This is a genomic window from Streptomyces sp. NPDC058796 (genome assembly GCF_042745235.1).
Taxonomy (GTDB): Bacteria; Actinomycetota; Actinomycetes; order Streptomycetales; family Streptomycetaceae; genus Streptomyces.
Window position 1 is genome coordinate 24447 of record NZ_JBHYOP010000002.1, and the last position, 13370, is coordinate 37816.

Genomic DNA, 13370 nt, shown 5'->3' on the forward strand with positions numbered 1-13370 from the left:
GGCAAAGACGGCAGAGACCCGGCGCCTTGGCGGCGGCGGGCCATACCCGGTCCAGGGTGCGGGCCGTGAGACCGCACACGTGGCGCGGCTGCCGGAGCGGTACGACACCACGGCCCTGATCCCCGAGGTGGTCCGGCACGACGTGGCGTACGTCCCCCGGCGCCCCCCTTCCACACCGGTGAGCCCGACCGCGCGACCATGCGGCTGTGCTTCGTCGCGCAGACGCCGGACGAGATCGCGGATGGGCTGCGGAGGCTGGGGGCGGGCGGCTTCGGCGGACGAGTCGTAGGCCGCAGGTCTAGGTCCAGGAGCCGATGACGGGCGGCGCGCCCGTACGTACGGTGAAGCCATGCCTGACAGCGCACGGACAACGCCGCACCTCGACCTCGACGCCTACCTCGGCCGGATCGGCTGGGGCGGGGAACGGCGGCCGGACGCCGACACCCTGCGCGGCGTCCACCTGGCCCACGCGAGGACCGTCCCGTTCGAGAATCTCGACGCCCTCGGCGGCACCGCCCCTTCCCTGGACCTGGCAGACCTCACGGCCAAGCTGGTCCACGGCCGTCGGCGCGGCGGTTACTGCTACGAGCACAACACCCTGTTCGCGGCGGCCCTGGAGGCGCTCGGTTTCCGGCTGACGCGGCTGGTCGCACGGGTCGTCGTCGGCGCCGAGCGGTTCGAGGACCGGCCGCGCACCCACATGGCCCTCCTGGTCGAGGTGCCCGGCGATCCGACGCCGTACCTGGCCGACGTCGGTTTCGGCGCGATCGGCTCCCTGCTGGAGCCGGTGCCGCTGCTGGCGGACACCGAGTTCCACGGTGCCGGGCGCCGGCACCGGCTGGTGCACGCGCCGCACCGGGGGCCGCTGGAGATGTGGGTGCTGGAGGCACACGTCACGGGCAACTGGGAAGGCCAGTACGCCTTCACCCTGGAGCCGTTCGAACCGGCGGACTTCGAGATGATCAACTGGCACGTCGCCACCAACCCGCGCTCCCCGTTCTCCCGGCGCCCCTACGCCCAGCGCCTGCTCCCGTCCGGGCACCTGCTGCTCGACGGCGACCGCGTCACCGAGACCCGCGACGACGGCACGGTCACCGAGCGGAAACTGGCGGGCGAGGCGGACGTCCGCCGGGTGCTGGCCCGCGAACTGGGTCTCGACGTTCCGGAGGGGCTGACGCTGCTGAGGTGACGGCGTCCGTGCAGTGGCCGCGGCCCCGCCCACGCGCGCTTCGACACAGTCCCGTTCGCCGTCGGCGGCCGCCGCGGGCCGGACGCGGGCCCGCAGGACGGCTCCGGGACGCACCTGGCCCATGACGGCGCAGACGCACGACACCGCGTCCGCGATCTCGGCGCGGCGGGTCGGACCGCACGCCGTCACCTCCGGCCGGTCGCCGGCCCGCCCACGCCGCGTACGGCCCGGCCGGCGCCGCGCGCCGCGTGGCCGAAGGGATCACCGGGCCGCGCACCTGGGCCGCCTTCCGGGACCACGTGGGCGCCTGCTGAGTCCTCGCTGGACCGCCACGACGCCGCGACCCGTCCGCTCACGGGCGAGAGGACGGGCCGCGGCGTGCGTCTGCGGGCCTCACAGCCGCTCGGGCGTCCTGATCCCCAGCAGCGCCATGCCCCGGTGCAGGGTGCGGGCCGTGAGGTCGCACAGGAAGAGCCGGTTCTCCACCTGCTGGGGCGTCTCGGCCTTCAGCACCGGGCACTTGTCGTAGAACGACGTGTACAGGGACGCCAGCTGGTACAGGTACGCGGTCAGCTTGTGCGGGGCGTACTCCGCGGCCGCCTCGAAGACCGTGTTCCCGAACGCGTCCAGGTGCAGGCCCAGCGCCCGCTCCGCCTCGTGCAGGTCCAGCTCCGGGTGGGCGGCGGGGCGGACCTCGCCGGCCTTGCGGAGGATCGACTGGATACGTGCGTAGGCGTACTGGAGGTACACGCTGGTGTCACCGTTGAGCGAGACCATCTGGTCCAGGTCGAACTTGTAGTCGCGGCTCGGCGACGTCGACAGGTCCGCGTACTTCACGGCACCGATGCCGACCTGCGCGGCCCGCTCCTGGATCTCGGCCTCGGTGAGGTCCCGCGCCTTCTCCCGTACGACCTCGGCGGCGCGCTGCACCGCCTCGTCCAGCAGGTCCTCCAGCCGCACGGTCTCGCCCTCGCGGGTCTTGAACGGCTTGCCGTCCGCGCCGAGCACCGTGCCGTAGCCCATGTTGTGCGCGGTGACGTCCTCGTTCAGCCAGCCGGCCCGGCGGGCCGTCTCGAAGACCATCTTGAAGTGCAGCGACTGGCGCACGTCGACGACGTACAGCAGCGTGGTGGCGTGCAGGTCCTGGACCCGGTTGCGGATCGCGGTCAGGTCGGAGGCCGCGTAGCCGAAGCCGCCGTCGGCCTTCTGCACGATCAGCGGGACCGGCTGGTCGTCCTTGCCGCGGATCTCGTCGAAGAACACCACGAGCGCGCCCTCGGAGCGCACCGCGACACCCATCTCCTCCAGGAGGCGGGCGGTCTCGGGCATGCCCTCGTTGTACGCCGACTCGCCGACGATCTCCTCGTCGCGGATCTCCATGTCGAGCTTCTCGAAGACGGAGTAGAAGTAGACCTTCGACTCGTCCACGAACTGCTGCCACAGCTCGAGCGTCTCCTTGTCGCCCGACTGGAGCGCGACGACCCGCCTGCGGGCCCGCTCCTTGAACTCCTCGTCCGAGTCGAAGAGCGCACGCGACGCCTTGTACACCCGGTTCAGGTTCGACATGGCCTGCTCGCCGTCGACGTCCTCGGCCGGGGCCAGCTCGCCGGGGTGCTCGAACAGGTACTGGATGAGCATGCCGAACTGGGTGCCCCAGTCGCCGATGTGGTGCCGGCCGATCGTCCGCTCGCCGGTGAAGTCGAGCATGCCGCGCAGGGCGTCGCCGATGACGGCCGACCGCAGGTGGCCGACGTGCATCTCCTTCGCCACGTTCGGCTGGGCGTAGTCGACGACCGTGACGCCCGCGTTCTCCTTCAGCGGCACGCCGAGGCGCTCGCCGTCCGCGTACCGCGCGGCCAGGTTCCCGGTGATCGCCCGGTCGGCGACGGTGATGTTGAGGAAGCCGGGCCCCGAGACCTCGACGTCCTTGACCAGGTCGCCGGTGGTGATGTGCGCGACGACCTCGGCGGCCAGCTCCCGAGGGTTCGCCTTGGCCTTCTTGGCCAGGGCGAGGATGCCGTTGGCCTGGTAGTCCGCCCGGTCGCTGCGTCGCAGCAGCGGGTCCGCGCCGGCGGCCTCCGGCCGGGTGGCCGTGAGGGCGGACGCGAGGTGCTGCTGGACGGAGTCGCTGAGGGACGTGACCGAGGCCATGGAGTGGCTGCCGTTCTGCTCGGGTTCCTGGAGTACTACGGAAACCGAGTATCCCACGCGGTGAAAAGCGGTTTTCGCGGATGTGGGCCGGGCTGGGAGAATGGAGCGGTCAGCCGTGCGACCGTACCGGCTGCCCGAGTCAGAAAGAAGGACGTGCCGATCGTGGCTCAGAGCACAGAGACCACCGACTGGGTCTCCCGTTTCGCGGACGAGGTCATCGCCGAGGCGGAGCGCCGTGCCCCGGGCAAACCGGTCGTCGTCGCCTCCGGGCTCTCCCCCTCCGGCCCCATCCACCTGGGCAACCTGCGAGAGGTCATGACCCCGCACCTGGTCGCCGACGAGGTCCGCCGCCGGGGCCACGAGGTCCGGCACCTGATCTCCTGGGACGACTACGACCGCTACCGCAAGGTCCCGGCCGGCGTCGCGGGCGTCGACGAGACGTGGGCCGAGCACATCGGCAAGCCGCTGACGTCCGTCCCGGCCCCCAAGGGCTCCCCGTACCCGAACTGGGCCGAGCACTTCAAGGCCGCCATGGTCGACTCGCTCGCCGAGATGGGCGTGGAGTTCGACGGCATCAGCCAGACCGAGCAGTACACCTCCGGCGTCTACCGCGAGCAGATCCTGCACGCCATGAGGCACCGGCAGGACATCGACGCGATCCTCGCCCAGTACCGCACCAAGAAGGCACCGGCGAAGAAGTCGCAGAAGCCGGTCGACGAGGCCGAGCTGGAGGCCGCCGAGGGCTCCGGCGCCGCCGCCGAGGACGACGGCAGCTCCGGCTCCGCCGGGTACTTCCCGTACAAGCCGTACTGCGGCAACTGCGAGAAGGACCTGACGACCGTCACCGCCTACGACGACGGCTCGACCGAGCTGACGTACGCCTGCACCGCCTGCGGCTTCTCCGAGACCGTCCGGCTGAGCGAGTTCAACCGCGGCAAGCTGGTCTGGAAGGTCGACTGGCCGATGCGCTGGGCCTACGAGGGCGTCATCTTCGAGCCCAGCGGCGTCGACCACTCCTCGCCCGGCTCCTCCTTCCAGGTCGGCGGGCAGATCGTCGGGATCTTCGGCGGCAAGCAGCCCATCGGCCCGATGTACGCCTTCGTCGGCATCAGCGGCATGGCGAAGATGTCGTCGTCGAAGGGCGGGGTGCCCACTCCGGCCGACGCGCTGCAGATCATGGAGCCGCAGCTGCTGCGCTGGCTGTACGCCCGCCGCCGCCCCAACCAGTCCTTCAAGATCGCCTTCGACCAGGAGATCCAGCGGCTCTACGACGAGTGGGACCGCCTCGACGCGAAGGTCGCCGACGGTTCGGCGCTCCCCGCCGACGCCGCCGCCCACTCCCGCGCCGTCCGCACGGCCGCCGGTGAGCTGCCGCGCACGCCCAGGCCGCTGCCGTACCGCACCCTCGCCTCGGTCGCCGACATCACCGCCGGCCACGAGGACCAGGCGCTGCGCATCCTCAGCGAGCTGGACCCGTCCGACCCGCTGGGCACGCTGGCGGAGGCCCGTCCCCGGTACGACAAGGCCGAGGCGTGGATCAACACCCACGTCCCCGCCGACCAGCGCACCATCGTGCGGGACGAGCCCGACGCCGAGCTGCTGAAGTCGCTGGACGAGCAGGGCCGGGCCTCGCTGCGGCTGCTGCTCGACGGACTCGCCGACCACTGGTCCCTGGACGGGCTCACCCACCTCGTCTACGGCGTGCCCAAGGTCCAGGCCGGCTTCTCCGCCGACGCCACGCCCAAGGAGCTGCCGCCGGAGATCAAGACCGCCCAGCGGTCTTTCTTCGCGCTGCTCTACCACCTGCTCGTCGGCCGCGACACCGGCCCGCGCCTGCCCACGCTGCTGCTGGCGGTGGGGCAGGAGCGGGTGCGCGGTCTGCTCGGGGAGTAGGAGATCCCGGTGCCCGCCGCGGGGCGGGCACCGGTTCTCAGCGGGTCAGCGCGAAGCCGGCCAGTGAGACGCCGACGACGGTGACGACGAGGAAGGCGAGATGCCCGCGCGGGACCTTGATGTGATCCGTGGGCTCGCCCCTGCGCCACCGCTCCAGCACTTCCCTGAACAGCTTCCGCTGGGGCAGCATGCCCAGCGTCAGGCCGATGTGGGCGCAGGAGTACATCACGAGCGCCTCGGACAGGCCGAAGCCGTTCAGCTGACAGACGACGATCAGGAGCCCGCCGCCGGTGACCATGGTCAGCGGATAGGCGATGCGGAACTTCCGCAGCGGTATCCAGCTCCCCAGCAGGCAGCTGGACAGCGCGGTGGAGGCCGCGGCCAGCAGCCACAGCCACGCGACGGGCACGGACGTGAGCACAGGGGGTGTCCTTCCGTCTCCGGCGCAGCCTTCGGCCGCGCGGCGCGCTGACACCACACCGCCTACGCGATGTGGTCCTCCTCCAGCTCCGCGCTGTGGCGGTTGGTGAAGTGGGTGACCAGGCGCTTCGTCTCGTGGTCGGGAAGCTGCGTGCCGAACGTCGCCTCCACGTTGTCGCCGAACTCCCGCGGCGTCGGGTAGCTGCCGTTGATCGACTGCTTGAAGACCTGGTAATAGGCGTCCTCGTCCGGCCCCTGCCCCTGCGCCGAGGGCTCGGAGGGCTCGGAGGGCTCGGAGGGCGCCGCCGGGGTGCCGCCGCCCTCACCCAGCTCGCGGGTACGGCCCGGAACGACGGGTATCGGGAAGCTGCCGGTCTCCTCCGGCGAGGGCTCCTGGAGCGGAGGCTCCTCCTCGTACTGGTCCCGGTACTGGTCGGCCCGCCGCTGCTCCTCGTACCACTCGGCGTAGTGCTCCGCGGGGTCGTAGGCGGGGTCGTAGCCACCCTGGTACTCGACCTGGCGGGTGTTGAACCAAGGACTCTGCTCGTCGGGTTCGCCGCCCGCCTCCGGGACGGCGCGCGAGGCCGGCGTCCCGGCTTCGGGGGCCTTGACCAGTTCGGGACGCTGCTCCGCCGCGGGCGCGACGGGCTGCGGTTCCTCGCTCTGCTCCCTGGGCGCCGGCGGCAGCAGCGCCGGTTCGATCCCCGCCGCCGCCAGGCCCGCCGGGGCCGTCTGCGCCAGGGGCACGCCGTACCGGGCCAGGCGCAGCGGCATCAGCGACTCCACGGGCGCCTTGCGGCGCCAGCCGCGGCCGAACCGCGAGCGCAGCCGCGCCTGGTACACCAGCCGCTCCTGCTCCAGCTTGATCACCTGCTCGTAGGAGCGCAGCTCCCACAGCTTCATGCGCCGCCAGAGCAGGAAGGTCGGCCCCGGCGAGAGGATCCAGCGGGTGAGGCGGACGCCCTCCATGTGCTTGTCGGCGGTGATGTCCGCGATCCGCCCGATCGCGTGCCGGGCGGCCTCGACGGACACCACGAACAGCACCGGGATCACGCCGTGCATGCCCACACCCAGCGGGTCGGGCCAGGCCGCCGCGCCGTTGAACGCGATCGTCGCAGCCGTCAGCAGCCACGCCGTCTGCCGCAGCAGCGGGAAGGGGATGCGGATCCAGGTCAGCAGCAGGTCGAGGGCCAGCAGCACGCAGATGCCCGCGTCGATGCCGATCGGGAAGACGTAGCTGAAGTTTCCGAAGCCCTTCTGCAGGGCCAGTTCCCGCACCGCCGCGTACGAACCCGCGAAGCCGATCCCGGCGATGATGACGGCACCGAAGACGACCATGCCGATGAGAACGCGATGTGTCCGGGTCAGCTGTAGTGGCGCGGCCACCCGTACTCCCCTCCCAGTGCCAGTTGTTGCGCGCAACAGGGTGGCACATGTGTGCGGGGGACGGGTGGCCGGTGGGCCGATACGGCCCGTCAGCTCGTCTTCGAGGACGACGACGGCGACGACTCGGACGACTTGGACGGCGACGGCGAGGTGCTCGACGTGCTGCCGTTGGCCTTCATCACGGAGGCCACCGCCTCCTTGGCCGCCTTCTGCGCGTCCTCGGCGAGATCGGCGGCGTCCGGCGTCTTGTCGCCGGCCAGGCCGGCACCGTTGTAGTCGACCGTGACGACGACGTTCTCGACGCGCGTCACGACCGTCTGCTGCTTGAAGGTGCCCTCCTTCTTCTTCAGCTCGTAGCTGACGGCGGAGGCCTCGTCGCCCGTGCGGCTCACCGGCGTGGTCTTCACGCTCTTCGCGTTCTCGGTGCCCTGGGCGTCCTGCAGCTGCTTCGTGTAGTAGTCGTGCGCCAGCTTGTCGCCCGCGCCGCGCGTCTGGTCCGACTCGAAGCGCAGCATCGACACGCTCAGCCAGCGGAACTGGGAGCCCTTCACGCCGTTGTCGTCGAGGCTGTCCCAGGAGCAACTGCCGCGCGTCGCCGTGTCGTTCGAAGCGCCCTCCTTGCCCTTCTCCGCCTCGGGCACCAGGTCTTCCAGCGTCTTCTTCGCCAGCACGGAACACGGCTCCGGAAGCTTCCCGTACGCCGCCGCCCGGACTGTCGGGGACGGCTTCGCGGACTCGGAGGCGGCCGTCTTCTCCGCCGCCTTGTCCTTGCCGTCGTCGGAGCCGGAGTCCGAGGAGCAGCCGGCTGCCACCAGCATCACGGGGACGGCGGCCGCGCACACAAGGGCGCGGGTGAGTCGCTTCGCACGCGGATTCTGCTGGTCACGCTGGGCTCGTCGCTGCATGGTTCCTTCACTCATGGCACTCGTGGTTCCTGCGTTCGGAACGGGTCCGAGGGGTCACCGTACGCGGTGGGGAAACCGTGCGGTTCCTCTTCAGGTCCTCCACACGCGGCCGCCGGGGAGCCCCGAGCGGGCTCAGCCGCCCAGTGAACCGGCCAGCCGGGAAGCCAGTTTCCGCGCCTTGTCCTGCATTTCCTCGCTGTCCGGCACGACTCCGAGCGTCGCCGACTGCTCCGCGTACTCGACGGTCACCACGACGTTCGACGTGCGGAACGCCACAGTCACCGTGCGCCGCTTCGCCGTGGAACCCGAGCTGCTCAGCTCGTCGTCCACGAACGCCTCGTCACCCAGGTCGTCCAGGAGCCGGGGCTGGAGTTCGGCGGGCGTGGCGTCGGCGGACGCGCTCGACGAGGGCGCGGTGGCGGAGCCGGAGGCGGCGGGGGCGGAGGACGTGCCGCTCGGGCCGGAGCTCGGCTCCCCGGACGACGGGGCGCCGGAGGAGGGAGTTCCGGACGGGGACGCGGAGTCCGAGGCGGACTCGGAGTCCGAGACCACCGGTTCGGGGAGGTCGGCCCCCTCCACCTGCTTCGCGAAGAGCTGTTCGGCCTCGCTGTCGTCACTCACGGCGCTGTCGTACGACACGACCCGCTCGAAGTTCACGAAGAGGTGGTTGGTGGCGTCCGCCGACTCCACCTTCCAGCGGCAGCCGACCTTGCGGTCCGTGTCGTAGGCGAGCGTCGGCTCACCCGCGTACGCCTTCTCGCGCTGCCGCTCGTCCGCGATCTCCTCGATGCCGGGCAGCAGCGAGTCGAGCGCCTTGTCGCCGACCGCGCCGCACGGCTCCGGGAGGGTGCGGTACTTGCCGGGCTCGGCCGCCTCGGTCGTGACGCCGGGCCGGCCCGGGTTGGAGTCGTCCGCCGTGGCGCCGTCACCCGAGCCGCCGGTGCAGCCGGCCAGCAACGCCGCCAGGCAGGCGGCGACGCCGGGTACGTAGGCCTTCCGCTGCACGGTGCGGCTCCTCTCGCCGGTGTGGCTGTGGTCGGTACTCCAGTGTCCCCGCTGGTTATTCGCTTGCCGCGCGGGGGCGTCCCCTGCAGACAATGTGTATCGCACGCGCCGCCGTGAGCGCCGGTCAGTCGTCCTTTTGGCTGCCCTTGGCGCCGGTTTTGCGCTTTGAGACTTCTGTTTGTTTCCGGGGGAATGAGGACGATATGTCGTACGTGGAGATGCCGGGCGCGAAGGTGCCGATCCGGATGTGGGCCGACCCGGCGACGGTCGAGGAGGGCGCGCTCCAGCAGCTGCGCAACGTCGCGACCCTGCCGTGGATCAAGGGCCTCGCGGTCATGCCGGACGTGCACTACGGCAAGGGTGCGACGGTCGGGTCCGTGATCGCGATGCGGGGCGCGGTGTGCCCGGCGGCGGTGGGCGTGGACATCGGCTGCGGGATGTCGGCGGTGAAGACGTCCCTGACGGCGAACGACCTGCCGGGCGACCTGTCGCGGCTGCGCTCGAAGATCGAGCAGGCGATTCCGGTGGGGCGGGGGATGCACGACAGTCCCGTCGATCCGGGGCGCTTCCACGGGCTGGCGACGGCCGGGTGGGACGACTTCTGGGGGCGGTTCGACGGGGTGGCCGAAGCGGTCAAGTTCCGTCAGGAGCGGGCCGGGAAGCAGATGGGAACGCTCGGAAGCGGGAATCATTTCGTCGAAGTCTGCACGGACACGACCGGTTCCGTGTGGCTCATGCTTCACTCCGGTTCCCGCAACATCGGCAAGGAACTCGCCGAGCACCACATCGGCGTCGCCCAGAAGCTCCCGCACAACCAGGGCCTGATCGACCGCGATCTCGCCGTGTTCGTCGCGGACACCCCGCAGATGGCGGCGTACCGCAACGACCTGTTCTGGGCGCAGGAGTACGCGAAGTACAACCGCACCCTCATGATGGCGCTCCTCAAGGACGTGGTCCGCAAGGAGTTCAAGAAGGCCAAGCCGGTCTTCGAGCCGGAGATCTCCTGCCACCACAACTACGTGGCGGAGGAGCGGTACGACGGCATGGACCTGCTCGTCACCCGCAAGGGCGCGATCCGCGCGGGGTCCGGGGACCACGGCATCATCCCCGGTTCCATGGGCACGGGTTCGTACATCGTCAAGGGTCTCGGGAACGACAAGTCCTTCAACTCGGCCTCCCACGGCGCCGGCCGGCGCATGAGCCGGAACGCCGCCAAGCGCCGCTTCTCCACGAAGGACCTGGAGGAGCAGACGCGTGGCGTGGAGTGCCGCAAGGACTCCGGTGTCGTGGACGAGATCCCGGGCGCCTACAAGCCGATCGAGCAGGTCATCGACCAGCAGCGCGACCTCGTGGAGGTCGTGGCGAAGCTGAAGCAGGTCGTCTGCGTGAAGGGCTGAGGCGCGGCCCCCCTACGACTCCCGGTGCACCTTCGTGTTCGAGGCCTGGGCGCGGGGGCGGACCACCAGGAGGTCGATGTTGACGTGGGCGGGGCGGGTGACCGCCCACGTGATGGTGTCGGCGACGTCGTCGGCGGTCAGGGGGTCCGGGACGCCGGCGTAGACCTTGGCCGCCCTGTCCTCGTCGCCGCTGAAGCGGGTGAGGGCGAACTCGTCGGTCTTGACCATGCCGGGCGCGATCTCGACGACGCGGACCGGGCGGCCGACGATCTCCAGGCGGAGGGTCTCGGCGAGGACGTGTTCGGCGTGCTTGGCGGCGACGTAGCCCGCGCCGCCCTCGTAGGTGGCGAAGCCGGCGGTGGAGGAGACGACGACCACCGTGCCGTCGCCGCTCGCCTCCAGCTTGGGCAGGAGGGCCTGGGTGAGGTTGAGGGTGCCGAGGACGTTCGTCTCGTACATGCGGCGCCAGTCCTCGGGGTCGCCGGTGGCGACCGGGTCGGCCCCGAGCGCGCCGCCCGCGTTGTTGACGAGGACGCCGACCGTCTTGAAAGCGGTGGCGAACTCGTCGACGGCCGCGCGGTCGGTGACGTCCAGCGGGTACGCCGTGGCCTTGTGGCCGGCCGCCTGGATCTCCTCGGCCAGCGCCTCGACGCGGTCCTTGCGGCGGGCGGTGAGGACGACGCGGTAACCGGCGGCGGCGAGCTGCCGGGCCGTGGCGGCGCCGATGCCGCTGCTCGCACCGGTGACGACGGCGATGCGGGAGGCGGCGGACGGGGCGGCTGCGGTGGCCATGGGCTGCTCCTGGTTCGTGACGGGGGCGGTGCGGACGGTCGCGCCCAGCGTAGTCAGCCGCCGTTGCGCGGCGCCCACATGATCACGGCCATCCCGGCGAGGCAGACCAGGGCCCCCGTGATGTCCCAGCGGTCGGGCCGGTAGCCGTCCGCGACCACGCCCCACAAGATGGAGCCGGCGACGAAGATCCCGCCGTACGCGGCGAGGATGCGGCCGAAGTGGGCGTCGGGCTGGAAGGTGGCGACGAAGCCGTACGCGCCGAGGGCGAGGACGCCGCCGACGGCCCACAGCCAGCCGCGCTGCTCCCGCACCCCCTGCCAGACCAGCCAGGCGCCGCCGATCTCGAAGAGGGCGGCGACGACGAACAGCGCGGCGGAGCGGAGGACCAGCATGGGGGCAGCTTGGCACGGGGCGGGTCGCGGGACGGAATAAGGTCCGGCGGCCGACCGTTGGGCGGGTATAGTTGAACCGTCAACAAAGCGGAGGTTGAGCGACCATGCAGTTCGGCATCTTCACCGTCGGCGACGTCACCCCGGATCCGACCACGGGCCGGACGCCGACCGAGCGTGAGCGCATCAAGGCCATGGTCGCCATCGCGCTGAAGGCCGAGGAGGTCGGCCTGGACGTCTTCGCGACCGGCGAGCACCACAACCCGCCCTTCGTGCCGTCCTCCCCGACCACGATGCTCGGCTACGTCGCGGCCCGCACCGAGCGGCTGATCCTGTCCACCTCCACCACCCTGATCACCACGAACGACCCGGTGAAGATCGCCGAGGACTTCGCGATGCTCCAGCACCTGGCCGACGGCCGCGTGGACCTGATGATGGGACGCGGCAACACCGGCCCGGTGTATCCGTGGTTCGGCAAGGACATCCGGGAAGGCATCAACCTCGCCGTCGAGAACTACGCCCTGCTGCACCGCCTGTGGCGCGAGGACGTCGTGAACTGGGAGGGGAAGTTCCGCACCCCGCTCCAGGGCTTCACCTCCACGCCGCGCCCGCTGGACGGCGTCGCGCCGTTCGTCTGGCACGGCTCGATCCGCTCGCCGGAGATCGCCGAGCAGGCCGCGTACTACGGCGACGGCTTCTTCCACAACAACATCTTCTGGCCCGCCGACCACACCAAGCGCATGATCGAGCTCTACCGGGCCCGCTACGCCCACTACGGGCACGGCACCCCCGAGCAGGCGATCGTCGGCCTCGGCGGCCAGGTGTTCATGCGGAGGAACAGCCAGGACGCGGTGCGCGAGTTCCGGCCGTACTTCGACGTCGCGCCGGTCTACGGGCACGGGCCGTCGCTGGAGGACTTCACCGCGCAGACGCCGCTGACGGTGGGCTCCCCGCAGCAGGTGATCGAGAAGACGCTCGCCTTCCGCGACTACGCCGGCGACTACCAGCGCCAGCTGTTCCTGATGGACCACGCGGGGCTGCCCCTGAAGACCGTCCTGGAGCAGCTCGACCTGCTCGGCGAGGAGGTCGTGCCGGTGCTGCGCGAGGAGTTCGCCAAGGACCGCCCGGCCGATGTGCCGGACGCGCCGACCCACGCGTCCCTGCTGGCCGCCGCCCGCAAGGAGCGCGAGGAAGGAGTGCGGGCATGAAGCTCGTCGTCGTCTCGGCGGGACTGAGCGTCCCGTCCTCCACCCGGCTGCTCGCCGACCGCCTGGCCGCCGCCACCGCCGAGCGGACGCCGGCCGAGGTCCAGGTGGTCGAGCTGCGCGACCTCGCGGTGGAGATCGCGCACACCTTCACCAACGGCTTCCCGGGCCCGGACCTCGCCGCCGCCTTCGACGCGGTCGCGGCCGCCGACGGCCTGATCGTCGTCACACCGGTGTTCTCCGCGTCGTACAGCGGGCTGTTCAAGTCGTTCTTCGACGCGCTGAGCGTGACCGACGAGAACGCCCTCGCCGGGAAGCCGGTGCTGACCGGCGCGACCGGCGGCACGGCCCGGCACTCCTTGGTCCTGGACCACGCCCTGCGTCCGCTCTTCGCCTACCTGAAGGCCGTCGTCGTCCCGACCGGCGTGTACGCCGCCTCGGAGGACTGGGGTGCCGAGGGGCTGGACGGGCGGATCGAGCGGGCGGCCGGCGAGCTGGCCGCGCTGATGGGCGGGCCGGCGGCGGCCTCGGAACCGGTCGGGAAGCCGGCCGGTGACGCCTTCGAGGTCGTGCCCTTCGAGGAACGGCTCGCGGCGCTGCGACCCGCCGGGTGAGATCTCGGTAAGAAGACCGGCCGT

At 71.3% G+C, this 13370-nt stretch carries 12 protein-coding genes and 1 pseudogene; 6 read left to right on the top strand and 7 right to left on the bottom strand.

Features of this window, described 5'->3' with window-relative positions; translation table 11 throughout:
* Positions 1 to 82 precede the first annotated feature (82 nt).
* Both ACFW47_RS05265 and ACFW47_RS05270 read left to right on the top strand, forming a co-directional pair.
* A pseudogene (locus ACFW47_RS05265) lies at positions 83 to 318 on the top strand (hypothetical protein); the annotation flags it as partial.
* A 31-nt stretch (positions 319 to 349) separates the two neighbouring features.
* Positions 350 to 1189, top strand: coding sequence for an arylamine N-acetyltransferase (locus ACFW47_RS05270; protein WP_386304867.1), 840 nt, complete (start codon positions 350 to 352; stop codon positions 1187 to 1189).
* Between the two features lie 393 nt (positions 1190 to 1582).
* Here ACFW47_RS05270 and argS read toward each other — a convergent pair whose 3' ends face one another.
* Positions 1583 to 3340: an arginine--tRNA ligase gene (gene argS, locus ACFW47_RS05275; RefSeq protein WP_386282171.1), complete on the bottom strand. Its 1758-nt coding sequence runs from the start codon at positions 3338 to 3340 to the stop codon at positions 1583 to 1585.
* Between the two features lie 153 nt (positions 3341 to 3493).
* Between argS and lysS the strand changes: the two genes are divergently transcribed.
* Entirely contained in the window at positions 3494 to 5233 is a 1740-nt protein-coding gene (gene lysS, locus ACFW47_RS05280) for a lysine--tRNA ligase (protein ID WP_386304868.1), read from the top strand.
* Positions 5234 to 5270: 37 nt separating this feature from the next.
* Here lysS and ACFW47_RS05285 read toward each other — a convergent pair whose 3' ends face one another.
* The 4 genes from ACFW47_RS05285 to ACFW47_RS05300 form a co-directional block, all read right to left on the bottom strand.
* Positions 5271 to 5654, bottom strand: a complete 384-nt coding sequence (locus ACFW47_RS05285) for a hypothetical protein (RefSeq protein ID WP_386282073.1) — start codon at positions 5652 to 5654, stop codon at positions 5271 to 5273.
* Between the two features lie 62 nt (positions 5655 to 5716).
* Positions 5717 to 7039 (bottom strand): DUF2637 domain-containing protein, encoded by a 1323-nt coding sequence (locus tag ACFW47_RS05290; RefSeq protein ID WP_386282071.1) that lies wholly within the window; start codon positions 7037 to 7039, stop codon positions 5717 to 5719.
* An 89-nt stretch (positions 7040 to 7128) separates the two neighbouring features.
* On the bottom strand, positions 7129 to 7959 hold the full coding sequence (locus ACFW47_RS05295; protein ID WP_386304869.1) for a DUF3558 family protein: 831 nt from the start codon (positions 7957 to 7959) through the stop codon (positions 7129 to 7131).
* A gap of 117 nt (positions 7960 to 8076) precedes the next feature.
* Entirely contained in the window at positions 8077 to 8949 is an 873-nt protein-coding gene (locus tag ACFW47_RS05300) for a DUF3558 domain-containing protein (RefSeq protein WP_386282066.1), read from the bottom strand.
* A 203-nt stretch (positions 8950 to 9152) separates the two neighbouring features.
* Between ACFW47_RS05300 and ACFW47_RS05305 the strand changes: the two genes are divergently transcribed.
* Complete coding sequence (locus ACFW47_RS05305; protein WP_386282062.1) at positions 9153 to 10346, top strand: RtcB family protein; 1194 nt, start codon at positions 9153 to 9155, stop codon at positions 10344 to 10346.
* A 12-nt stretch (positions 10347 to 10358) separates the two neighbouring features.
* On the opposite strand, the gene ACFW47_RS05310 is transcribed toward ACFW47_RS05305, so the two are convergent.
* Both ACFW47_RS05310 and ACFW47_RS05315 read right to left on the bottom strand, forming a co-directional pair.
* Entirely contained in the window at positions 10359 to 11138 is a 780-nt protein-coding gene (locus tag ACFW47_RS05310; RefSeq protein ID WP_386282059.1) for an SDR family NAD(P)-dependent oxidoreductase, read from the bottom strand.
* Between the two features lie 53 nt (positions 11139 to 11191).
* On the bottom strand, positions 11192 to 11530 hold the full coding sequence (locus ACFW47_RS05315; protein ID WP_386304871.1) for a YnfA family protein: 339 nt from the start codon (positions 11528 to 11530) through the stop codon (positions 11192 to 11194).
* A 104-nt stretch (positions 11531 to 11634) separates the two neighbouring features.
* On the opposite strand from ACFW47_RS05315, the gene ACFW47_RS05320 reads away from it, so the two are divergent.
* Together ACFW47_RS05320 and ACFW47_RS05325 are read left to right on the top strand one after the other, a co-directional pair.
* A complete protein-coding gene (locus tag ACFW47_RS05320) occupies positions 11635 to 12735 on the top strand; it encodes an LLM class flavin-dependent oxidoreductase (RefSeq protein WP_386304873.1) in 1101 nt (366 codons plus the stop codon).
* Positions 12732 to 13346, top strand: coding sequence for a CE1759 family FMN reductase (locus ACFW47_RS05325; RefSeq protein ID WP_386282051.1), 615 nt, complete (start codon positions 12732 to 12734; stop codon positions 13344 to 13346). Before ACFW47_RS05320 ends, ACFW47_RS05325 begins: the two co-directional genes overlap by 4 nt.
* Positions 13347 to 13370: the final 24 nt, after the last annotated feature.

Bases quoted from the DNA above. Each gene is read 5' to 3' on its own strand.
- ACFW47_RS05315 (WP_386304871.1), bottom strand. From the start codon at position 11,530: ATGCTGGTCCTCCGCTCCGCCGCGCTGTTCGTCGTCGCCGCCCTCTTC.
- ACFW47_RS05305 (WP_386282062.1), top strand. From the start codon at position 9,153: ATGTCGTACGTGGAGATGCCGGGCGCGAAGGTGCCGATCCGGATGTGG.
- argS (WP_386282171.1), bottom strand. From the start codon at position 3,340: ATGGCCTCGGTCACGTCCCTCAGCGACTCCGTCCAGCAGCACCTCGCG.
- ACFW47_RS05325 (WP_386282051.1), top strand. From the start codon at position 12,732: ATGAAGCTCGTCGTCGTCTCGGCGGGACTGAGCGTCCCGTCCTCCACC.
- ACFW47_RS05320 (WP_386304873.1), top strand. From the start codon at position 11,635: ATGCAGTTCGGCATCTTCACCGTCGGCGACGTCACCCCGGATCCGACC.
- ACFW47_RS05310 (WP_386282059.1), bottom strand. From the start codon at position 11,138: ATGGCCACCGCAGCCGCCCCGTCCGCCGCCTCCCGCATCGCCGTCGTC.
- ACFW47_RS05270 (WP_386304867.1), top strand. From the start codon at position 350: ATGCCTGACAGCGCACGGACAACGCCGCACCTCGACCTCGACGCCTAC.
- ACFW47_RS05295 (WP_386304869.1), bottom strand. From the start codon at position 7,959: ATGAGTGAAGGAACCATGCAGCGACGAGCCCAGCGTGACCAGCAGAAT.